The following is a 20,778-nucleotide window of genomic DNA, read 5'->3' on the forward strand; positions in this document are numbered from 1 at the left end:
AGTAGGTCATCAAATTTGTAGAAACCGAAGAATCCTATACTTCAAAAACTTCTTTTCTTGATGCTGACGAACTGCCTAAATTCGGCGAAAAACCCGAAGGGTGGAAAGCTTCGGGAACCAGAATTAAACGTGGATTGTATCGGACTGCGAAGGGATGGCTAATTAATGCAGACTGCAATGGGTGTGCAAATATTGGTCGTAAAGTAGCAACAATGCTTGGATTGGATCTAAGTGGAGTTGGTAGAGGTGATTTGTCAGCACCTATAAGACTTAAATTGTGGTCTTGTGAATCCCCTCGCCTTTAGGCATGGGGAGATGTCAAGTAGGTTGGGCCTGACGGAGAGAACCCGTACCTGAAGTAGTCTCAGACAATCGCCATCAAAGCCCGTACACTTTTCGGACGACAACCTCTTGGGAAATTATGACGCTCAAAACCTTTATTGGGAGTTGCCATTGCGGCGCAGTTCGATTTGAAGCCGACATCGACTTGAACTTGGGCACAAACAAATGCAACTGTTCGATATGCACGAAAACGCGGAATTGGAACGCCATCATCAAGCCCAACGCATTCCGATTGCTATCGGGCGATCGCGATTTGAGCGACTACCAGTTCAATACAAAGACTGGACATCATCTTTTTTGCAAGCACTGCGGCGTGCGCTGCTTTGCACGCGGACACCACGAACAGATTGGCGGTGACTATGTTGCAGTGCAATTGGCCGCCCTCGATAACGCCGATCCAACGGAACTCATTGAAGCGCCCATTCGATTTTCTGATGGCCTCCACAACAACTGGGATGCGCCTCCAGCCGAGACAAGGCATCTATAGAACCCATTTGAGATCTAAAAGGCTGCAAGCCTTTTAACCATCAGCCTAATCAAACAAAGATTTATCGGCTCTCCTGGCGATCGCGCGATCGATCCAGCTTATATGCCTTAGGGTAAAGGTTTGTGGGAAGTTTTTATCCCGATCGATACAGTTTCCCGCAAATCCCAGACAGCCATAGCGATCGCACGCCCCCAACAGTCCTTAAATTGACACCAACGCCCACGGCCCACTCGCTACACAGAGGGTCAGTTAGAAAAGCGGCAAGCCTTTTTCCCGAAGATCCCCCTTTCGGATAAGATCAGATACGCAGCAACCAATGCCGTGTTTTACCCTAGTCTGACGACACAGGGTTTTTATACTTACTGGAGTTTTTTATGAGTCAAGACGACATTTTTGCCAGAGTCAAGAAAATTGTGGCCGATCAACTGGAAGTCGATCCGAGCGAAGTCAAGCCAGAAGCTAACTTTGCTAACGATTTAGGAGCAGATTCCTTAGATACAGTCGAGCTGGTCATGGCCTTGGAAGAAGAGTTTGATATTGAAATTCCCGACGAAGCAGCCGAAGCAATTACCACGGTTCAAGCTTCTGTAGATTTCATCAGCAGCAAACTTGCAGCTCCAAAAGCATAAAATACCTGTCTTTTCCCCTAAGAGGAGAGAAGTTAAAAAACTAACAACTCCTCTTTTGTTCTGCGTTCTGGGTGTTTAATTTTTTGAAACTGAAATCATGACAAATTTAGAGCGTAAGCGCGTTGTTATCACGGGTCTCGGCGCGATTACACCGATCGGCAATACCTTGTCTGAATATTGGGACGGTTTGCTGGCCGGGAAGAATGGCATCGGCCCGATCACCTTGTTCGATGCGTCGCGGCACGACTGCCGGATTGCTGGAGAGGTGAAGGGTTACGACCCTCACGAGTATTTAGAGCGCAAGGAAGCAAAGCGGATGGATCGCTTTGCTCAATTTGGGGTATCAGCGAGCAAACAAGCTCTGGCTGATGCGAAGTTTGAGATTAACGACCTGAACGCAGAACAGGTGGGTGTCATTCTTGGCACCGGCATTGGTGGCCTGAAGGTTTTAGAAGACCAACAAGAGATCTATTTGACTCGCGGCCCCGATCGATGCAGCCCGTTTATGATTCCCATGATGATTGCGAATATGGCCGCAGGCCTGACGGCGATTCAAACGGGCGCCAAGGGGCCGAACTCTTGCACGGTGACAGCCTGCGCTGCCGGCTCAAACGCGGTGGGCGATGCGTTTCGCCTAGTTCAGGGCGGTTACGCGCAAGCCATGATTTGCGGCGGTACCGAAGCGGCGGTAACTCCTTTGTGTGTGGCGGGTTTTGCTGCGGCGAGGGCGCTTTCGACTCGCAATGATGACCCGACTCATGCTTGCCGTCCGTTCGATCGCGATCGCGATGGTTTTGTCGTCGGCGAAGGTGCTGGCATTCTGCTTTTAGAAGAAATGGAACACGCTTTGGCACGAGGGGTCAGAATTTACGCAGAAATCGTCGGCTACGGTTTAACCTGCGATGCGTATCACATGACATCCCCAGTACCGGGGGGCGAAGGTGCATCCCGGGCGATCGCTTTAGCCCTCAAGGATGCAGGTTTGACGCCGGATCGAGTGAGCTATATCAACGCTCACGGCACGAGTACGCTTCCTAACGATTCTACGGAAACGAAGGCAATTAAGAAGGTTTTGGGAGAAAGCGCTTACAAAGTAGCAATTAGTTCTACCAAGTCCATGACCGGCCATCTTTTGGGCGGTTCTGGGGGAATTGAGGCGGTGGCAACTGTAATGGCGATCGCCAACGATAAAGTCCCGCCGACAATCAATCTAGAAAATCCCGATCCTGAGTGCGATTTGGACTATGTTCCCCATACCAGTCGCGATCTAAAAGTTGACGTAGCGCTGTCGAATTCCTTTGGATTCGGCGGCCACAACGTGACACTGGCATTCAAGAAGTTTGTGCAGTAACGGACAATTTGAAAGTCGAGAGTTAAAAGGTGAAAAATCAATTTTTCACCTTTGTAGGGTAGGCATCTTGCCTGCCCTAACTTTCTGAAGTATAACCGGAGCGATCGTATGAATCAACCAATTATTCGATTTCTGACAACCAAGAATTATAAAAATTTACACCTAGATCCATCTGTAAATTTAAACAACCTTAATATATTTATCGGCTCAAACGGTTCAGGCAAAAGCAATTTCATTAGTTGTTTAAAATTTTTAAAAGATTGCCTAATTGCTATGCCCGACGAAAATCGAGGCGTGAGTAGTTTTGAGGATGCTATTTCTAAATTTGGTGGCGATAAAATCTTAGATGTCAATGTTGAAAGTCCAGCAAAAGTCAGTATTGCTTACTGTTTTTCGCAAATTAACCAAACTGGTAATCTTCAAAAAGACAGCGCAATTCTTGATTTCAAACTTTATATCGATCGACAAAAAGTAAGGGCGAGCCTCTCTGAAGAATATCTGTATGGCGGAGAAGATTTGCAGGAAACTTCTTCCAGCAAGCAACCTTTCTATTACTATGAATTACATGAAAGAGAATTAGGGCAAGGCTTTTTATATGTTAACAATTCTCCCGGTCAAGAGTCAACTCAGGTTCAACTTTTAGATAACATTCCTACAAATTCTTTGGGTTTATTGACAATTCCTATACTCCTTGAAAATAGTCAATTTCCCCCAGAAAATACACCCGTTTACAAAATTAGAAGAGAATTAATTGAATTTATTTCAAAATGGCAATTTTATAATGCCAATAACATGAATTTGAATTTAATTAGAACCGTAGAGCCTAAAATAGGTGGAAGTGATATTTACCTATCTGCATCTGGAGATAATCTGCCCTTAGTTTTGGAGAATTTAAGCCACAATATCGACTTTGAAGATAGCCTGAACGAGGCGATGAAATCGATATTACCAAAAACTCGTCGCCTTAGACCTGTACGTTCTGGTCGCTTATCTCTCACTGTAGAATGGCATTTTGAAGGTATCAAAGAAGCATTTTACCTTAATGAAATGTCAGATGGAACAGTAAGGATGCTTTGTTGGGCAACTATCTTACATTCTCCACTGCTTCCTTCTTTGATAGTCATTGATGAACCGGAATTAGGATTGCACGTATCGTGGATGCCAATTTTAGCTGAGTGGATTAAAAAAGCTGCGAGAAAAACTCAGATAATTATTACCACCCATAGCCCCGACCTTTTAGATCACTTTACCGATCGTTTAGAAAATGTTCTTTGTTTTTATTCTGAAAATAGAACGCATTTCTCAGTCAAATCTCTTTCAAAAGAAATGCTGGAACAAAAACTTGAAGAGGGATGGCAATTAGGCGACTTATATCGTGTTGGCGATCCCAGTATTGGAGGATGGCCGTGGTAGTGTGGGTTTTCTCTGGTGGCGGTGAATCTGAGGTTAGAGGATTAATTCCTTTTTTAGAAAAAACTTTTCCAGGGTGTATTTTTATACGAAAAACACCAGTTCGTCAAAAACCTGGCCCTAAACCTAATAAAGCAGGTAGTTATGGAAGAACCGGTCAAAGCTTAATCGAGCAAATCAAGCAAGAATTGCCGATCGCCTTAAAAGCAGAACCAAATAAATGCGACTTGATTTTAGTTTTCGATGATTTGGATTGTCGCGATTCTCAGACACAAAAATCCAAAATATTGTCAGAGATATCAAAAATACGAGAATGTGCTGACATCGAAAAATTTGTTGGGTTTGCGGCACCAGAAATCGAAGCTTGGATTATTGCTGATTGGAATAATTCAATAGCTAAACATCCAGATTTTCGAGGCCGACACCAATGGATGCGTTGGTGGCTGAGTCAAGAAAAAAATGTTCCTTTTGATAATCCCGAATCATTTAGTGAATACGATCGTAAAAAAGATTGCTGTCAAGACAAGCTATCAGACACATTAATTGAGTCCACAACCGTTAAAAATACCGTTGAAGATGAAGATAGCAGCAATGGCGATCGACGACCACCCTTTAGCAATGTCGATAGACCACGCTTTTCTAAAGGAGATCATACTCCTTCGCTCTTGAGAAAAATCGACCCAAATGAAGTCCAGAAAAAATGTCCGTTATTTCGCGAACTCTATAACAAGCTCAATAATTTTTGTCGTTCTTCTTAGCCTATTCTCCCCGTGACAACTCCAAGCGATATCGGTACAAAGCCACAGGATGCCCCCCAGCAGCAAAATAATCCGGGTCTTGTGGCGACAAATAAATCGCTGTCACCTGATCCGCTACAATTTTTTTACTCCCAGAAGATCCATTTTCCCCGCTTCCAATCACTCGATAAGCCGTTGTTGTTTCCACTTCGTTTAAATAAATATCAGTCTCGCCCCGAAACACCTGCTGAGAAATTTCTGTAGATACAAACTCCCGAGGATTCGGCGTTTCTGTGCCGCGACTGGTGACAATCGAGATCAGTTGGCGATCGCCCTTGAGTATGGTAATCTGACGGTTGGGATTGTTCGGATCGACTTTCACCGAAAGTACGCCACCGTTGCCTAAATAGGCTTTGGCGATGTTTAAACCGTTAAAATTGCGATCGGCTACAATTTTAGGAGCTTTTTTAGATATATAATTAGAAATTAAGCCAATATTTTTTTCAGGTTGAAATCGAACTTTAAACAATACTGGCTGCTGCAAATACTGGCGGTTTTTTTCAAATCCAGGCGTGACAATATTTGGGGCTAAAGGAGATGCTAAATCTATTAAAGTGCTGGCAGCATTCCAACTGCCAGCCATCCAGTCTGGATACACTAAATCTCCCTTAGCTGCGCCGATGGGAGGCTTGCTATCCCAATTGGGAAAACTGGAAATGCGATCGCCCAAAACCCCCGCCCTCGCACCGCCACCCCACAGCAACACCAGTAAAACCAGACAAAAACCCCAAATTACCTTCATACCAAATTACATTCACACAGCTAACTTTATATTTTTCTCTAATTCGTTCGTAGTGAGGACTTCAGTCCTTCTTTTTGCGGACTGAAGTCCTCACTACGAACCTTTTTTGTCTGTTGGTTTTAAATTGCCTCAACTGGTGTAGGTTCCCAAACCTCCCCGTATTTTTCCTTCAATTCGTGCCAGTTTTCCACCTGTCCTGGTTCGTATTCACCAGGTTTTCCCCACTGCAAAAACGCGCTCAACGCAGCATCATTTTGCTCGTCCAGAAAACGAATTGCATAAGTTGTAAAATTGCCTCTTTTTGCCTCGCCAGTCTCAAATTTCACTTGTTTAATTTTGTCCATATTTAGATGGAACTCAAATATTTCGGCGTGCATATTTGCATATTTTCCCTTGGGCAACTCTGCATAAAACAGCTTGTGAATTGAACCGCGCACTTCCAGTACAGCGGCGCTGCTAGTCACGATCAAACGCAGCGTTCCCAATTTTTCGCAAGCTTCTAAGAATTCTTTCAGGTTAGGCATAATTTAATTTGGGAATTGGGAATTGGGAATTGGGCATGGGGCATGGGGCATTGGGCATTAGGGCATTGGAAATTAGAACCAGTAACCAATAACAACCAATGACAACTGTCAACTGTCAACTGTCAACTGTCAACTGTCAACTAAGAGGGCAGGCCCGCACCATCCACTGCCCCTACAACTGTCAACTGTCAACTATCAACTGACTACTGACTATTTTTCGTGCAATTCGTAAGCAGCGACAATCCGCTGTACTAGCGGGTGTCTCACCACATCTGACTGATTGAATTCACAGAAAGCAATGCCTTCAACGTTACCCAGAATTTTTTGGGCAACTGACAGTCCCGACTGTTGGTTTGGTGGCAAATCTGTTTGAGTGATATCGCCCGTCACTACCATTTTCGATCGAAAGCCCAGACGAGTCAACACCATTTTCATCTGAGCAGGTGTTGTATTTTGAGCTTCGTCCAAAATGACGAAAGCATTGCTGAGAGTACGCCCTCGCATATAAGCTAAAGGAGCTACTTCGATTAAGCCTCTTTCCATTAAATCGGCCATTTTTTCGGGGTCGATTATTTCTTGGAGGGCGTCGTATAGCGGGCGCAAATAGGGATCGACTTTTTGTTGCAAATCTCCTGGCAAAAATCCTAATTTTTCCCCTGCTTCTACGGCGGGCCTGGTTAAAATCAGTCGTTCGTACTGCTTGCTTAACAGTGCTTGCACTGCGAAAATAGCTGCTAGAAATGTTTTTCCAGTACCAGCGGGGCCGATGCAAAATGTTAAGTCGTGGGTGCGTACTGCTTGGACGTACTGCCGCTGTTTGAAGGTTTTGGCTCTTATTTCTTCGCCGCGGCGGGTTTTGGCGAGTACGTCTCGTTGCAAGTCTTGCAAATCTTCTTGGCGGTTGGTATCCAATGCGTAGCGCGCTGTTTGGATTTCTACTCCGGTGATGGTTTTGCCGGATTTCCAATAGTCGGAGAGCGATCGCACTAATTTATGACACAATTCTACTTGAGTTTTTGTGCCGGAAATCAGCAGTTCTTGCCCTCGCATTACGAGGTTGGCGCCGGTTTGCTTAGAGATAATTTTCAAGTTTTCTTCTTGATTGCCAGCCAGCGACATAGCGCTTTGATTGCTCGGTAACTCTATTGTTAGTTTTTCAGTCATGCCAGCATGAGCTCCTCCAAGTAAGTAATTAAAAGTTAACAATCAGCTTTGTTTTACGAACAAAAAGACGCCCGGTACTAGATTTTACCTAGTATCTAAGGCGTCTTTTCTGTTTAAATCGCAAATGAGTTTGGTGCTTGAGGCACAAATCAAATCTCCCTTCTTTGAAGTCAGGCAACTTTAGATTTTAGATTTTAGATTTTAGATTTTAGATTTTAGATTTACCCGATCCCGCTGAGATTTTAGATTTAAAATTTTACATTTTTGTCCGATCGCAAAACTGGCAATCTCAAATCAAACAGGGTTTGTAACACAAAGTCTACAACAGGCAATCTAAAATCTAAAATTGTCTCTCATAAAAACACTCGGTAAGTGGGAAACGAGCGAGTCTTTAGACCTGAGAGGAAAACTCCAAGAGCGATTTCAATCGCCTTGAATCCCCCTTGCGGGGTAGAGGGGTATGGTTGCCCCTCTGTGGAGATATGGTTGTCTCCGAATCCCTTTCGGGTAATGTTAGCTTCGCCAATGTTATAAGAGCTTGAGAGACCTGCAACACTGCCTCAGTGACTTTAAGACTGTTTAATTGCAGATGACAGAGCAAGGAACTAGCTTCGCATTCGCTTGGTGTCGTGACTCAAATAACGTAGTCAGTTAAGACTTAGGCTGGTCAGTACAGCTTGCAATTTCTTACAAGCTCAGTCTCTTTAGAGCTGAGTTACTGACTCAGCAGAACAGTTAATAACCGGGAGTATTTCTGCTCGTTCTAAACGTAGGTGTGTTAGTACGGCGAGGTTGTTCTCTCGGGGTTCTGCTAGGTAAGGGAGTCGGCGACGGAGGCCCACTCCGAGGTCGGAAGTCTCCCCCATCGCGCCTACCGCGATCCGGACGATCGCGATCCGGACGATCGCGATCCGGACGATCGCGATCGCCCCTAGGTAGCCCGGAGTTGCGATCGCCTGCTTCGCCATCGTATATATCTAAGTACAGCGACTGACCCGCCGTTTGCGCCACCGCTTCGAGGGTAGTTCTTATTGCCTGAATATTGCGTCCGCCCCTACCGTAAACCCGCCCTTTATCGGGATCTTCAAAAGCGAGTCGAACCCAGACCCGGGATTGGCGCGGGTGCAGTTCGCAATCAACTCGCAAAGAGCCGGGCGACTCTAAAAAAGACCCAATTAAAAACTTAACCAGTCCAGCATAGTTGGGACTAGCTGACTGCTGCTGTGCTGGATTCAACGTTGGCTCCGGCTCCGACTTGTTCAAATACATTCGCTTTTCTCAGGATGTCACGCACGGTGTCAGTTGGCTGAGCGCCTTCTTGCAGGCGCTTGACAATCGCTGGAACATCCAGCCTGGTTTCATTATTTCTGGGGTTGTAGAAGCCGAGTTCTTCTAGGGGACGGCCGTCGCGGCGGGTAGAGCTGTTCATCGCTACAATCCGGTAGCTGGTCTCGCGTTTTTTCCCGTATCTCTTCAATCGCAGTTTGATCATCTTCTTGCACAATAGTCCTATCCCAATTGTGACATACTCTATGCGCGAAATCTCATATTATGCTGTGGGGCATCGGCCTTCCCAGGGCATCGGGCATCGGCCTTCCCAGGGCATCGGGCATCGGCCTTCCCAGGGCATCGAGCATCGGGCATCGGGCATCGGGCATCGGGCATCGGGCATCGGGCATGAATCTGCCAACTGTCAACTGTCAACTGACGTTAACCTCCGAGCAAAATATCGCTGCGATTTGCTGCCCCCAAAGCAGGTTTAGCGCCGTCAATGTGCGGTGTAATTGCTAGCGGCAGGGCCGGTGCAGTACCCCACTGCTGCACCAATTTTTGCAGAAATATATCTTGCTGCGCTCTCAAAGAGTCCCAATCGGTGCCGCGATTAATAATTGCAAACCAAACTAAACCCCGATCGCGCGTGGGTATGGCTCCAGCCAAAGCAATCACCGTATCTAAGGTACCTGTTTTCACCACAGCCGACGGCGGAATGTGCCGGTGTTCCAAAGTTCCTTTATCGCGCCCGGACACCGGAAACAAGTCAGCAACAGTTAGCCCCGTAGTCTGAAGGTTGCGCGCGATCGCCTGCATCATCCCGCAAGCAGCCCTCGGAGACATCCGATTTTCCACTCCCAATCCCGAACCGTTAATTAATTGAAGTTCCGCCGCCGGCACCCCCGCCGCCCAAGTCGCTTGCTGCTGCACTATTTTGTGCCCGCCCAAATTGTCTGCCAGTATCTGAGCGATTTCATTGTCGCTGTGGACGTTCATCTGCTTGAGAATTTCGGGTAAAGGGAGCGATCGGCGCTTCAGCAGCAAATGTCCCGAACTCACAAATTTTTCAGCAATCACCCTGCCGGCGATCGTTACTTGCGGCTTTCTGGTTCCCCGAGCCATCTTAGAATATATTGCCACCACGTCAGAAGGCCAACTGCGCCCATCGAGAGCCTGCCGCAGACCCTCCCCCGCAGCCAAAGGATCGGACTGGTAATTCATGCGGAAATTGCCTGTCACCACTAAGTTGCCCGCGACGCGATCGATACCCATTTGATTGAGAGCATTACCCACGGCGATCGCCTCTTCCCACACAAACAACGGATCGCCACCACCACTGACAACCAAATCTCCTTGCAACACCCCATTCCTAATCGGCCCGGTTCCCCGGAACCGTGTTTCAAACTGATGCTCGGTGCCCCAAGTTTCCAGCGAAGCCAGAGAAGTTGCAATTTTAGTCAGCGAAGCCCCTGGCATCAGTACCTTTCCCTGCTGACTTACCAGTGGCACCATTCCGGCTTGTACCCAAACTCCCTGATTGCCGTCTATCAGATGTTTTGCCTTCAAATCTTTTAAATATTCCTCCACTGCGGCGGATGTCGGCAAGTCTCGATTTGCTGCATCTACTCCTCCAAAAGCCAGCTCTTCGGCCACCACTAACCCGGGTATCCCTCCCCGCCAAGCCAGTAGCGACACAGCATTGGGCGCGGCACTGCGTACCCCAGCCATGTCCAGCCACAGAGACATGATTCCTGAGCTAAATAAATCCAGCATTTTTTACTCCTATATTCAACAGTTGACAGTTGACAGTTGACAGTTGACAGTTTGATAGCGACCTCTACCCTTAAGTCCGAGGATTGGAGTATAGTCAGATTTTAATTTCTCCCTCAAAAGGTTCCGGCTTTCAACCAATTCTTTCTGGTGAGTCAATCGATTTGAGATTTGAGATTTGAGAATTACTCGACATTTCAATCTGGGAGGCGGAACTAGGATCTAAAATTTTGGGGTTCCCGACGAGTGTCGGAAAGCAAGTACCCGTTGTTGGGCGGGTCATGTAAACTATTCCGTTGAGTTTTTTAATTGGCAGTCAACAATAGTAAAGTCGCGACAAACTCTATCAGAGTAGTGCGAAATAGCGATCGTCCGATCGAGCGCGAGCAGATTTTAGCGATCGATTCGCACTTCTGTATGCAGAAATAGCGATCGTCCGATCGAGCAGGAGCAGATTTTAGCGATTTATTGGCACTTCTGGATGCAGGCTCACGATCCGCAAGAAACGGGTACAACGCCCCGACGCCATTCGTGGATGCTCCCAAAATTTTAGACCCAAGTTGCCGATCCCAGATTTAAGGCTGTAACTCAATCTCCAATGCTCCAATACGAAAATCGGCTGACTTCCTGGTAGAATTTTTAGTGTTTCTCAAACATTGGTCAATGGGATCGACACGCGCAAGAATTGCAATAGACGCTATGGGTGGGGATCATGCCCCCGCCGAAGTTGTAGCTGGAGCGCTTAAGGCACAAGAAGAATTAGGCGTAGAGATTTTGCTGGTGGGCGACCCGCAGCAAATAGAAGACTCGCTACGTCTTCAAGACGCGATCGGCCGCGTCTCTACAGGTCAGCTAGAAATCGTTCCTTCAGAAGGAACGGTGGAAATGCACGAAGAACCTCTAAGTGCCCTCAAACGCAAGCCCAAAGCTTCGATTAACGTAGCCATGAACTTGGTGAAGCAGCAGCAGGCTGATGCTGTGGTGTCCGCCGGTCACTCCGGTGCGGCAATGGCGGCTGCCCTACTGAGGTTGGGGCGGCTACCTGGAATCGATCGCCCCGCGATCGGTGCGGTTTTGCCGACAATGGTACCGGGTACCTCTGTACTCATTCTCGATGTCGGCGCTAATGTGGACTGCCGCCCCAAATTTTTGGAGCAGTTTGCTCTGATGGGAACTATTTACAGCCAGTGCGTGCTGGGCGTCGCCGAACCAAAAATCGGCCTGCTAAACATTGGCGAAGAACCTTCTAAAGGCAACGACGCTGCGGTACGCACCCATCAGTTATTGGCGGACAATCCGAACATTCCTTTTGTGGGCAATGCCGAAGGCCGCGACGTGCTGTCGGGGAACTTTGACGTGATTGTCTGCGACGGGTTTGTCGGCAACGTGTTGTTGAAGTTTGCTGAAGCGGTGGGCGAAGTCGTAGTCCAGGTGCTCAAGGAAGAGTTGGTCAAAGGGCTCCAACATCAAATTAACGATCCTATGTTGCAAGACAGCCTCAAGGGGTTCAAGCAGCGGGTAGACCACGTTGAACATGGTGGCGGTTTGCTGTTGGGCGTTGCTGGAGTTTGCATTATCAGCCACGGTTCGTCTCAAGCTGCCTCGATTTTTAATGCCATTCGTTTGGCAAAAGGGGCTATTGACAACCAAGTGCTGGAGCGAATTAGATCGTCCAATCGCGAAAGCGCTGTGGAACAAGAAGCTTTCAACAGTTGACAATTGACAGTTGACAGTTGACAGTTTGAGAGCCACTTCTACCTATAGGTCAGAGGGTTGGAGTAATGAATAGTCTGATTTTAATTTCTCCCTCAAAGGGTTCCGGCTTTCAACCAATTCTTTCTTGTAAATTAGAAGCAGTCTCGCCTTTCCTAGCATTAGACGATCTTGGGCATAGAGTTCGCGGGCGTTCGTGATTCCTTTTTATATAAGGGAATTGCGAATTGCGCTCGATCTTACCTCACAGCAGTTGAAAACCGTTATAAGGAATTAAGAATTAAAAATGTCAAATTAAAAATGCCGATTTAAACCAACGGTTTTGCTTAAAAACAAAGTAATTTCAGAAGTTTAAAAATAATTTTAATTTTAATTTTTTAATTTTTAATTTCTCGATTTATCGCTCATAAATGGAGAGGAATGTTGCAGCAATCAGGGTTCGGCATTGCCGTCACGGGTAGCGGCTCTTGTACACCGCAGGTTTCGCTAGATAATAACGGTTTGAGTCAGATTGTAGAAACGTCTGACGAGTGGATTGCGGCGCGAACGGGCATTCGATCGCGCAGGCTGGCGGACGATCGCACTTCTTTGTGCGATTTGGCATCGGAGGCATCCCGCAGGGCGATCGCCATGGCAGAAATTTCGCCGACAGATATCGATTTGATTATTTTGGCCACATCAAGCCCTGACGATTTGTTCGGCACTGCCGGCAAAATTCAATATCAGTTGGGCGCTACAAAAGCTGTGGCTTTCGATTTGACAGCAGCTTGTTCGGGATTTGTGTTTGGTTTAGTTACAGCCTCGCAATTCATTCGGACAGGGGTTTATCAAAATGTTTTGCTGATCGGAGCAGATATTTTATCTCGCTGGGTGAATTGGTCAGATCGGGGTACTTGCATTTTATTTGGAGACGGTGCAGGTGCGGTGGTATTGCAGGCTTCAGAGGTCGATCGATTTTTGGGATTTGAAATTCGCAGCGACGGCACGCAAAATTCATCTCTCAATTTAGCCTACAAAGCCGAGTCAAAATCATTAATTGAGGGCGTGAATATCGGACAAGGTGGATTTGAGCCGATCGCCATGAACGGTCAAGAAATCTATCGGTTTGCCGTCAAGAAAGTGCCGGAAGTCATAGAAAAAGCGATGTTTCGGGCAAATATCAGCGCCGAAAAAATTGACTGGTTGCTGTTGCACCAAGCCAATCAACGGATTCTCGATGCAGTAGCCCAAAGACTCAAGATTCCCCCGGAAAAAGTAATCAGCAATTTAGCAAATTACGGCAATACCTCAGCAGCTTCAATTCCCCTTGCTTTAGACGAATCGGTGCGTCTGGGTAAAGTTAAATCTGGTGAGACTATTGCTGCGGCTGGTTTCGGTGCAGGTTTGAGCTGGGGGGCGGCGATTTTTCAATGGGGAAGGTAATACCATTTTCGATTTTCGATTGGCAATTTTTGATTGGGAAATTACTGATGAACTATGGGTTGGAGCGAGGGCCAGCAGTTTCATTATTTTGGGGAACTCGTATAATATTTTCCGAATTTAAACTTGCCCTGTTGACAGTCGGGAGTGCAACCATTGAAAAATAAAAATCCTTTAACACGACAGACATCGGGTAAGGTGCGCGCCCAACGGGTTCAACTAGAAGACAGGAGTTCTGGAAAAGCGCGTCCTGAAATGGAAATTTCTCGCGCAAGTTCGTAGGCCGGGGCCGGGGCGTAGCCATCGACTTTCCCCAGCTAGAAGGTTGAAAATTGTGCTACGGCGATCGATCTGAATTAAAGTAGCAAAAAAAATATAAACCTCCAAAAAGCACAGTTATATGTTATAATTGTGAGTCGCGAGTAGATAGTTCGTGAACCGAAAGATAGCGGAGACCAGCCAGCGAACTCAGAAGCGGGAAACAAAGAATTTTTGCAATCACTTTCTTAGCAACCACCAATTAGCAGATTACCGGAAAAATGACTAAAACAGCATGGGTATTTCCCGGACAAGGTTCCCAGGCGATCGGGATGGGTGCAGACTTATTAAACTTGCCAGCAGCCAAAGCTAAATTTGAGCTGGCTAAAGAAATTTTAGGCTGGTCTGTCCCTGAAGTTTGCCAAAAAGAAGAAGCAAAACTATCTCAGACTCTCTACACTCAGCCTTGCTTGTTCGTAGTAGAAAGCATTTTGGCTGACTTAATGCGAGAAAAGAGCGATCGACCCGCAGTAGTTGCCGGTCACAGTTTAGGAGAATATGTTGCCCTGTACGCAGCAGGCGTCTTTGATTTTGAAACGGGATTGCGCTTAGTCAAACGCCGCGCCGAACTGATGGAGACTGCCTCCGGCGGGCAAATGGTAGCGTTGATCGGCTTCGACAGGCAGGAATTAGAACTGCAAATTCAATACAGCCGAGATGTGGTGCTCGCCAACGACAACAGCGAAGCACAAGTGGTGATTTCTGGCACGCCGGCAGCAGTGGAAGATTTGCTAGCCAAAATAAAAGTCAAACGCGCGGTTAAATTGAATGTTTCCGGTGCGTTTCACTCTCCCCTGATGGCATCAGTGGCCGCAGACTTTCAACTAGCGTTAAAGTCGGCAAGGTTTTCTGATGCTAAAATGCTGGTACTCTCCAACTCAGAACCGACAGCGACTACTAGCGCAGCTACTTTAAAACAGCGGTTGAATTATCAAATGACTAAAGGCGTGCGCTGGCGAGAAATCTCCCTGCAATTGCCACAACAAGGAATCGATCGCGTCGTGGAAATTGGCCCCGGCAAAGTTCTCACAGGTTTGATCAAACGGACTTGTCCCAATTTAGCGCTGGTAAATGTCAGCAGTTTTGCAGATTTGCCAGCTTAATCTATTGTTAACCGATGCTTAAGCTGTAGGCTGTAAAATTGAGTTAATTGGCCGTACAATTGCCGAAAAATAAATAGCACAACAGGAAAATTTTACGATGACCTGTTGTGCAAATTGCCGCTCGACAATCCAAACAGCTAAAAATCGCGATTAAAAATAATCTATATATCGATCGCCCTTGAGGTCTATCGGCAAATTTTTGATGTACACTAGGCGTAAAAACCAAGCTTATCTAGTATTTTTTATGAAAAAAGTCCTTTACTGGCTGATGGGCGAAAAGGCAGGTAGAACGATCGTCGGGACGTGGAACTGGCTCTGGGGAATACCCGTAGAATCGGGCGGTAAGGTGTCGGTGGCGGTGGCCGAAGAGTCGCTGCGATCGATGCAAGAGTCCGTCCAAAAGCTCGCAGAAGCAGTTTCTAAACAAGTTGCAGCCTACCAGCGCACCAAAACAAAATATGAAGAAAAAGTTAGAGAGATGCAAACTTTAGAGCGCCAAGCCAAGACAGCCAACCGCAACGGCAACGAAGAAGCAGCCCGCTTAGCCATATCTAAGGTAATTCAGATAGAAAGAATCCTGCCGCAGTACGAAGATGCAGTAAAACAAGCCGAACAGTTTGTGAACGCTTCCAAAGACAAGCTGAATCGAGAGCGCACGAAGCTGGAAGCCTACAAAACCGATATGCAAAACATGAAAGATATGGCAGAGATTAACGAAGCTCTCGGCGCCATATCCAAAGTCAACAACGATCTTAATATTGATTCAGCTCGATCGCAATTTGAACAAGCCAAAAATGCCGTCGAAAAGCATAACCTCGAACAGCAAGCTTTAGCAGAAATATCTGAGAACCCCCAAGAAAGACTTCAGGCAGAATTAGAAAACATGACCGAAGATGATGAAGTCAGTCGCAGGCTGCAAATGTTAGACGATTCCGACGATAAACAACTTCCCAACTAAGGAGAATTTATGGCTAAGAGTAGCGGGCCTCCGCCCATAGTTTTTATTTTGTTATTTCTGCTGCTCGCCGGTGGTGGTTGGTTCTTTTTTCTGAACAAACCAGCGGCACAGGATGCTAATAATACACCCACTCCCGCTCCCGCAGGCAGTAGTGGAGCCAATCTGCCTCCCGTCGCGCCTGTCGCCGGTACAGCATCGCCTGTTGCTGCTAGTTCCTTTGCACTACCAGTTGCCGTACCTGCGGGCACGGCGGTGAGAATTGACGGTTCTACCAGCATGGTGACAATCAATCTCAACCTCAAGAACGGCTTTCAAGCCAAGTTTCCCGGCACTACAGTCGATGCCAAAGCAAATGGTTCTGCAAAAGGAATTCAGGATTTGGTGGCGGGAACAGCCGATATTGCCGCGATATCGACCCCTTTGAATGCTCAAGACCAAGCTAAGGGTTTGGCAGCAGTGCCCGTTGCTTTAGATAGAATTGCGATCGTAGTCGGCACTAACAACCCGTTTCAGGGAGGCTTAACTGCTGCTCAAGTGCAAGATATCTTTAAGGGAACTACTCAAGACTGGTCGAAAGTCGGCGGCCCAGCAGGCCAGATTAAGGTAATTAACAGGCCCGAAATTAGCGGAACTCACCAAACTTTTAAAGAACAAGTGCTCGGAGGCGGTAGTTTTGGTACTGGGCCAAATTTTAGTACGCTCGATCGAGATGCGACAACTCCGCTGCTGCAAGCTTTAGGCAACAACGGCATCGGCTATGCCACTTTCGCTCAAGTTGTCAATCAGAAAACGGTGCGAGTTGTCCCCGTAGACGCTACGACGCCGGAAGCCCCCAATTATCGCTATCAGCGCCAGTTGTACTACGCTTACAAAAATCCCCCCAGCCAAGCGGTTAAGGATTTCTTGGGTTACGCGACTTCGCCTGAAGGACAAAAAGCGATGCTGGCTGGAAATTGAAGGTTGGCAAAAGAATTCGCCAGACTGAAGTCTGGCGCTACACAAACAAAGTCCGCCTCCGCGGACTATATTCTTCAGCCTCGCGTTGCGCGGGCTTTGTTTTTGTAGAAGCGGTTTCAACCGCCGAATCATCTGATAGGCTAATATTCGATGTAATTTAAAATCTCAGGTTTTCTGTGAGCAAAAGTCGCGAACCAGTCGAAAGTTTACTTCTTTACTATTTATTTAAGTGGTCAATTGTCAGCCCGATGCTGCACCTTTACTTTCGGGGGCGCATCTACGGTGCAGAAAATGTGCCAGCAGAAGGCCCATTTGTGGTAGTCAGCAATCACGCCAGCGATTTTGACCCGCCGATTTTATCTAGTTCGATGAGGCGGCCAGTGGCATTTATGGCGAAGGAAGAGTTATTTAAAGTTCCTATTTTGAAACAGGCAATTACGCTTTACGGCGCTTATCCAGTGAAGCGAGAAAGTGCCGATCGCAGTGCAATTCGCTCGGCTATCCAGTCCTTAGAAAATGGATGGGCTACGGGTGTATTTTTGCAGGGAACTCGGACACCAGACGGTAGAATTACTGACCCGAAATTGGGGGCTGCGCTGATAGCTGCTAAGGCAAAAGCACCGCTGTTACCTGTTAGTTTGTGGGGAACTGACGCGATCGCGTCCAAAGGTTCGATAGTGCCGCGTCCGGTGCCGCTGACGGTGCGAATTGGCAAGCTAATTGAGGCGCCCGCTTCGTCGGATCGCGCGGAATTGGAAGCGCTGACTCAAAGATGTGCAACTGAGATTAATGCTATGCACGATTTGGGTCGCTGAACCGGGCGAATGGAATTCGCACGCCAGACAAACAAAACCCACTCCAAGCGGGTTGAAGAACGGGCGGTTAAAGTTACGTTATTTTCTTCATTCCGCGGAGGCGGAATTCGTTTTTGTAGTTTGACCTCTTACTCGGATGACGGGCGCTTCGCCACATAAGCGCTTCGCGCTGGCTTCGCCTACGAGTAAGAGGTCAAAAGCGGTTTCAACCGCCGTCCGATTTTTGTCTATTCAATTCTGGCTTGGCTGAAGTTAGCACCCGTATAACCAGTTGTCAGCCAAAGAATGGCTCTAGCGCCGTCGCGAAGAGCTTTTTGCACCGGTTCGGGGGTTCGCCCAGACGGAACTGCTACAGGCTTAAAACTAATCCCTCGACTGCCGAGCACGATTTCGCCAATAATCTGAGCTCGCCGCATATGATCGTCAGAAGTGATGAGATACACGCTCTCAATCCCTTTAGCTTTCAGTTCATCTACCAAGGTGGTAAAGTTTGTTACCGTATCCACTGCTCTGTAGTCTAAGTGCAGGCGATCGGACTTAATTCCCGCTTCTGAAAAGACCCATTCCGCGAACTCAGGATTGCTCCCAGAAGATACCCAAATCGGCAATTGAGGGTGCGATCGAGCAAATTTGGCGGCAAACACCTCTCGCTCCGTAGCCCCACCTAGAACCAACAAAGCTTGGGGTCTCTGAAATTCGCTCTTAAGCTGCTGATAGCCAAACCAAAACGCCATCAAAAGCCCTAGTAGGAACCAAAAATTGAGTGAATTCCTCAAACGCGGGTAACGCCGCCTGTTTAAATTTATTCTCAACCACATCTAAACCTATAAAAACTTTATTTAGCTGACACAGGAACCATAACAAAAAATACCGCACGTACAACCCACTAACAGGAATTAAAAATTAAAATTTAAACAATGGTCAGAGGATTTTAGATTTTAGATTTTGGATTGAATATACAGGTTAACGCATATGCAAAGCAGAAGGATAAAACTTAGGGTTTACCCTTCTGCTTTTAATTGTTCTTGATTTTTAACGGGACTGGCCGGGTTCGAACCGGCGACCTAGCGCTTCAGATTTGTGTGAGTTTCCCCACTCTCCGGACTATTCCTTCACCGTAGGCTTGCGGCCTTTAGGTGGTGGCCGTATGTTTAGGAGGTTTTATGGTGTTTACTTCCTAAAGCCAGTCTCTGCACCTTCCTTACCTAAACAAAATTTAGATAAAGCTTGGCTCAAGATTACCGTATCTGCTGTCAGACTTAGGCTTCCTTGAGTTTGACCACATTCACTCCCAGAGTTTCCTCGCAGGGTGCCCGATTCTTCAGGAGGCGCTTGCTCTATCCATCTGAGCCACAGCCCCAGTTGCTGAACCGTTTTGATTATAGCAGGTAATGGCGATTTTGAATTTTTTATTTTGGATGATTAGCGATCGCCCGCAGCCACTCTCCCGACAATGCGGGCAAAGTTTTCGGCTGCGGTGAGTTTACCGCTACCTTGACATCTTCCCACCGCTAACTCGGATTATCGAATATAGCGGGGGATTCCAAAGATTGCTCTTTGGGCTTCCTCTTTCCACGAGTCGGCTTACTTGGAGGATTTTCATCACCGAAGCAGAGGTCGTTCTCTCGCCTAGGCGTTAGTTCCGATGTGACCCACCGTACTTAATGCTTTTTCTAGTATGTTTCGTGCAGCATTCCAGTCCCGATCTTGGGTATGTCCGCAATGGTAACAAGTATGTGTTCTAGTGCTCAAAGATTTCTTGACAACCTTTCCACAATTGGAGCAATTCTGGGATGTGTAGTGGGGGGGAACAGCGACTGTAACCACACCAAATACTTGACCAAAATACTCAACCCATGTACGGAACTGAGTCCACGCTGCATCAGAAATCGATTTGGCGAGATGTCTGTTCCTCACCATATTCCGCACCTTCAAGTCTTCATACGCCACGAGGTCGTTAGACATCACTACGCACCTTGCTACCTTCACAGCAAAGTCTTTACGCTGGCGACTTACCTTGAGATGTTTGCGAGCCAGTTTGTTTTTAAACTTAGCTCGATTTTGAGAACCTTTTTCAGTCTTAGACAAACGACGCTGCAACCGTTTCAACGACTTCTCACTTTTACGGAGATGACGCGGATTGGCAACTGTTTCCCCGTTAGAGTCGGTGTAGAAATGGTTGAGCCCAACATCTACGCCAACAGTCTTAAAGGTAGGCGAGCGTTTTTCTCTGCGGTCATGGTCAATGCAGAATTGAGCATAATATCCATCTGCACGACGTACAACTCTGACTCGCTTGATCTGCGAAATTTGATAAAAGTGCAGATCGCGAGTTCCCCACAACTTAAACTGACCAGCTTCAAAGCCATCAGTGAAAGTGATATGGCGCCTATCTTCAGAGAGTTTCCATCCCGTCGTTTTATATTCTACAGACAGGTTGATTTGAAGGCGCTTAAATTTTGGGTATCCCTTTTTACCTGTTTTTTTGGCTTTGCAGTTATCAAAAAAGCGGGATATTGCAGCCCAAGTTCTTTCAGACATAGCCTGACGAGCCATCGAGTTCAGCTTCCTAACCCAAGGGAAATCGGGATTGTCAGAAAGAACTTTGCAATAAGCCGAGAGGTCATTCCTAGTTTTGGCGTGACCGTCCATCCAGTAGCGAAGACAAGCGTTACGAACAAACAAACCTGTCCGCAAAACTTCATCGAGCTTGCGATACTGGCTATTTGTTCCTTCCAACTTGGCTTCGTATACTATCATCAGGCAATCTTACCACGACTTATGTATGGTAAGACAGCGATCGTAACTCGCTTCCACGAAGACAGAGATTGTCAAAACCTCGACTGCACCCCGCCCTGTTTGCTGTTACACAGAAAATTAGTATCCGCTCAATAATTCGGGGTAGCCGAGAAAAAAAGTAAGCAGAGTAAAAAAAGTGTTATAAAATAGGAGACATGACGCTTCATATTATTTCACGAGACAAGTCACCCTGCAATATACTACTGCA

At 46.9% G+C, this 20,778-nt stretch carries 22 protein-coding genes; 12 read left to right on the forward strand and 10 right to left on the reverse strand.

Annotation, left to right across the window (positions count from 1 at the left end; translation table 11 throughout):
• Positions 1-421 precede the first annotated feature (421 nt).
• The 5 genes from QZW82_RS30130 to QZW82_RS30150 all read left to right on the forward strand — a co-directional run bounded on the left by QZW82_RS30130 (position 422) and on the right by QZW82_RS30150 (position 4,977).
• A complete protein-coding gene (locus QZW82_RS30130; RefSeq protein WP_293157370.1) occupies positions 422-829 on the forward strand; it encodes a GFA family protein in 408 nt (135 codons plus the stop codon).
• Positions 830-1,203: 374 nt separating this feature from the next.
• On the forward strand, positions 1,204-1,458 hold the full coding sequence (gene acpP / locus QZW82_RS30135; protein ID WP_194068168.1) for an acyl carrier protein: 255 nt from the start codon (positions 1,204-1,206) through the stop codon (positions 1,456-1,458).
• A gap of 97 nt (positions 1,459-1,555) precedes the next feature.
• On the forward strand, positions 1,556-2,809 hold the full coding sequence (gene fabF, locus QZW82_RS30140) for a beta-ketoacyl-ACP synthase II (RefSeq protein WP_293157379.1): 1,254 nt from the start codon (positions 1,556-1,558) through the stop codon (positions 2,807-2,809).
• Positions 2,810-2,917: 108 nt separating this feature from the next.
• Positions 2,918-4,222, forward strand: coding sequence for an AAA family ATPase (locus tag QZW82_RS30145; RefSeq protein ID WP_293157382.1), 1,305 nt, complete (start codon positions 2,918-2,920; stop codon positions 4,220-4,222).
• Complete coding sequence (locus QZW82_RS30150; protein ID WP_293157385.1) at positions 4,210-4,977, forward strand: hypothetical protein; 768 nt, start codon at positions 4,210-4,212, stop codon at positions 4,975-4,977. Before QZW82_RS30145 ends, QZW82_RS30150 begins: the two co-directional genes overlap by 13 nt.
• 1 nt (position 4,978) lies before the next feature.
• Here QZW82_RS30150 and QZW82_RS30155 read toward each other — a convergent pair whose 3' ends face one another.
• From QZW82_RS30155 to rpsP, 5 genes are all read right to left on the reverse strand, one after another.
• Positions 4,979-5,758: a DUF6816 family protein gene (locus tag QZW82_RS30155; protein ID WP_293157388.1), complete on the reverse strand. Its 780-nt coding sequence runs from the start codon at positions 5,756-5,758 to the stop codon at positions 4,979-4,981.
• Positions 5,759-5,877: 119 nt separating this feature from the next.
• Entirely contained in the window at positions 5,878-6,282 is a 405-nt protein-coding gene (locus tag QZW82_RS30160; RefSeq protein ID WP_293157391.1) for a ChuX/HutX family heme-like substrate-binding protein, read from the reverse strand.
• A gap of 210 nt (positions 6,283-6,492) precedes the next feature.
• On the reverse strand, positions 6,493-7,446 hold the full coding sequence (locus QZW82_RS30165) for a PhoH family protein (RefSeq protein WP_293157394.1): 954 nt from the start codon (positions 7,444-7,446) through the stop codon (positions 6,493-6,495).
• A gap of 735 nt (positions 7,447-8,181) precedes the next feature.
• Complete coding sequence (locus QZW82_RS30170) at positions 8,182-8,682, reverse strand: KH domain-containing protein (protein ID WP_293157397.1); 501 nt, start codon at positions 8,680-8,682, stop codon at positions 8,182-8,184.
• Positions 8,654-8,938, reverse strand: a complete 285-nt coding sequence (rpsP, locus tag QZW82_RS30175) for a 30S ribosomal protein S16 (protein WP_293157400.1) — start codon at positions 8,936-8,938, stop codon at positions 8,654-8,656. Before rpsP ends, QZW82_RS30170 begins: the two co-directional genes overlap by 29 nt.
• Before the next feature lie 40 nt (positions 8,939-8,978).
• On the opposite strand from rpsP, the gene QZW82_RS30180 reads away from it, so the two are divergent.
• The gene (locus QZW82_RS30180; RefSeq protein ID WP_293157403.1) at positions 8,979-9,209 is read left to right on the forward strand and encodes a hypothetical protein; all 231 of its coding nucleotides are present in this window, start codon (positions 8,979-8,981) and stop codon (positions 9,207-9,209) included.
• On the opposite strand, the gene QZW82_RS30185 is transcribed toward QZW82_RS30180, so the two are convergent.
• From QZW82_RS30185 to QZW82_RS30195, 3 genes are all read right to left on the reverse strand, one after another.
• On the reverse strand, positions 9,157-10,491 hold the full coding sequence (locus tag QZW82_RS30185) for a D-alanyl-D-alanine carboxypeptidase (RefSeq protein WP_293157405.1): 1,335 nt from the start codon (positions 10,489-10,491) through the stop codon (positions 9,157-9,159). The two genes, QZW82_RS30180 and QZW82_RS30185, sit on opposite strands and share 53 nt — an antisense overlap.
• Before the next feature lie 15 nt (positions 10,492-10,506).
• The gene (locus QZW82_RS30190) at positions 10,507-10,647 is read right to left on the reverse strand and encodes a hypothetical protein (protein ID WP_293157408.1); all 141 of its coding nucleotides are present in this window, start codon (positions 10,645-10,647) and stop codon (positions 10,507-10,509) included.
• 146 nt (positions 10,648-10,793) lie between these two features.
• Positions 10,794-11,033 (reverse strand): hypothetical protein, encoded by a 240-nt coding sequence (locus QZW82_RS30195; RefSeq protein WP_293157411.1) that lies wholly within the window; start codon positions 11,031-11,033, stop codon positions 10,794-10,796.
• A 118-nt stretch (positions 11,034-11,151) separates the two neighbouring features.
• Between QZW82_RS30195 and plsX the strand changes: the two genes are divergently transcribed.
• The 6 genes from plsX (at position 11,152) to QZW82_RS30225 (ending at position 17,771) form a co-directional block, all read left to right on the forward strand.
• On the forward strand, positions 11,152-12,204 hold the full coding sequence (plsX, locus tag QZW82_RS30200; RefSeq protein WP_293157414.1) for a phosphate acyltransferase PlsX: 1,053 nt from the start codon (positions 11,152-11,154) through the stop codon (positions 12,202-12,204).
• A gap of 417 nt (positions 12,205-12,621) precedes the next feature.
• On the forward strand, positions 12,622-13,623 hold the full coding sequence (locus QZW82_RS30205) for a beta-ketoacyl-ACP synthase III (RefSeq protein WP_293157417.1): 1,002 nt from the start codon (positions 12,622-12,624) through the stop codon (positions 13,621-13,623).
• A 536-nt stretch (positions 13,624-14,159) separates the two neighbouring features.
• Positions 14,160-15,041 (forward strand): ACP S-malonyltransferase, encoded by an 882-nt coding sequence (gene fabD / locus QZW82_RS30210; RefSeq protein WP_293157419.1) that lies wholly within the window; start codon positions 14,160-14,162, stop codon positions 15,039-15,041.
• 202 nt (positions 15,042-15,243) lie between these two features.
• Complete coding sequence (locus QZW82_RS30215) at positions 15,244-15,999, forward strand: PspA/IM30 family protein (protein ID WP_293157422.1); 756 nt, start codon at positions 15,244-15,246, stop codon at positions 15,997-15,999.
• Between the two features lie 9 nt (positions 16,000-16,008).
• The gene (locus QZW82_RS30220) at positions 16,009-16,956 is read left to right on the forward strand and encodes a phosphate ABC transporter substrate-binding protein (protein ID WP_293157425.1); all 948 of its coding nucleotides are present in this window, start codon (positions 16,009-16,011) and stop codon (positions 16,954-16,956) included.
• A 176-nt stretch (positions 16,957-17,132) separates the two neighbouring features.
• Positions 17,133-17,771 (forward strand): lysophospholipid acyltransferase family protein, encoded by a 639-nt coding sequence (locus QZW82_RS30225; RefSeq protein WP_293157428.1) that lies wholly within the window; start codon positions 17,133-17,135, stop codon positions 17,769-17,771.
• Positions 17,772-17,998: 227 nt separating this feature from the next.
• Here the strand turns inward: QZW82_RS30225 and QZW82_RS30230 are convergent, their stop codons facing one another.
• Positions 17,999-18,589 (reverse strand): YdcF family protein, encoded by a 591-nt coding sequence (locus QZW82_RS30230; RefSeq protein ID WP_293157431.1) that lies wholly within the window; start codon positions 18,587-18,589, stop codon positions 17,999-18,001.
• Positions 18,590-19,400: 811 nt separating this feature from the next.
• Positions 19,401-20,531 (reverse strand): transposase, encoded by a 1,131-nt coding sequence (locus QZW82_RS30235; protein WP_363318861.1) that lies wholly within the window; start codon positions 20,529-20,531, stop codon positions 19,401-19,403.
• Between the last annotated feature and the right edge of the window lie 247 nt (positions 20,532-20,778).

Origin of the sequence: Microcoleus sp. bin48.metabat.b7b8b9.023, assembly GCF_013299185.1 — a bacterium.
Lineage (GTDB): Bacteria > Cyanobacteriota > Cyanobacteriia > Cyanobacteriales > Microcoleaceae > Microcoleus.

What these genes read in the sequence shown, in the direction of transcription:
- QZW82_RS30215 (WP_293157422.1), top strand. Translation starts at nt 15,244, where the DNA reads ATGTACACTAGGCGTAAAAACCAAGCTTATCTAGTATTTTTTATGAAA.
- QZW82_RS30185 (WP_293157405.1), bottom strand. Translation starts at nt 10,491, where the DNA reads ATGCTGGATTTATTTAGCTCAGGAATCATGTCTCTGTGGCTGGACATG.
- QZW82_RS30150 (WP_293157385.1), top strand. Translation starts at nt 4,210, where the DNA reads ATGGCCGTGGTAGTGTGGGTTTTCTCTGGTGGCGGTGAATCTGAGGTT.
- QZW82_RS30205 (WP_293157417.1), top strand. Translation starts at nt 12,622, where the DNA reads ATGTTGCAGCAATCAGGGTTCGGCATTGCCGTCACGGGTAGCGGCTCT.
- QZW82_RS30230 (WP_293157431.1), bottom strand. Translation starts at nt 18,589, where the DNA reads ATGTGGTTGAGAATAAATTTAAACAGGCGGCGTTACCCGCGTTTGAGG.
- QZW82_RS30235 (WP_363318861.1), bottom strand. Translation starts at nt 20,531, where the DNA reads ATGATAGTATACGAAGCCAAGTTGGAAGGAACAAATAGCCAGTATCGC.
- QZW82_RS30145 (WP_293157382.1), top strand. Translation starts at nt 2,918, where the DNA reads ATGAATCAACCAATTATTCGATTTCTGACAACCAAGAATTATAAAAAT.
- QZW82_RS30180 (WP_293157403.1), top strand. Translation starts at nt 8,979, where the DNA reads ATGCGCGAAATCTCATATTATGCTGTGGGGCATCGGCCTTCCCAGGGC.
- rpsP (WP_293157400.1), bottom strand. Translation starts at nt 8,938, where the DNA reads ATGATCAAACTGCGATTGAAGAGATACGGGAAAAAACGCGAGACCAGC.
- QZW82_RS30220 (WP_293157425.1), top strand. Translation starts at nt 16,009, where the DNA reads ATGGCTAAGAGTAGCGGGCCTCCGCCCATAGTTTTTATTTTGTTATTT.
- QZW82_RS30160 (WP_293157391.1), bottom strand. Translation starts at nt 6,282, where the DNA reads ATGCCTAACCTGAAAGAATTCTTAGAAGCTTGCGAAAAATTGGGAACG.
- fabD (WP_293157419.1), top strand. Translation starts at nt 14,160, where the DNA reads ATGACTAAAACAGCATGGGTATTTCCCGGACAAGGTTCCCAGGCGATC.
- acpP (WP_194068168.1), top strand. Translation starts at nt 1,204, where the DNA reads ATGAGTCAAGACGACATTTTTGCCAGAGTCAAGAAAATTGTGGCCGAT.
- QZW82_RS30155 (WP_293157388.1), bottom strand. Translation starts at nt 5,758, where the DNA reads ATGAAGGTAATTTGGGGTTTTTGTCTGGTTTTACTGGTGTTGCTGTGG.
- plsX (WP_293157414.1), top strand. Translation starts at nt 11,152, where the DNA reads ATGGGATCGACACGCGCAAGAATTGCAATAGACGCTATGGGTGGGGAT.
- QZW82_RS30165 (WP_293157394.1), bottom strand. Translation starts at nt 7,446, where the DNA reads ATGACTGAAAAACTAACAATAGAGTTACCGAGCAATCAAAGCGCTATG.
- fabF (WP_293157379.1), top strand. Translation starts at nt 1,556, where the DNA reads ATGACAAATTTAGAGCGTAAGCGCGTTGTTATCACGGGTCTCGGCGCG.
- QZW82_RS30130 (WP_293157370.1), top strand. Translation starts at nt 422, where the DNA reads ATGACGCTCAAAACCTTTATTGGGAGTTGCCATTGCGGCGCAGTTCGA.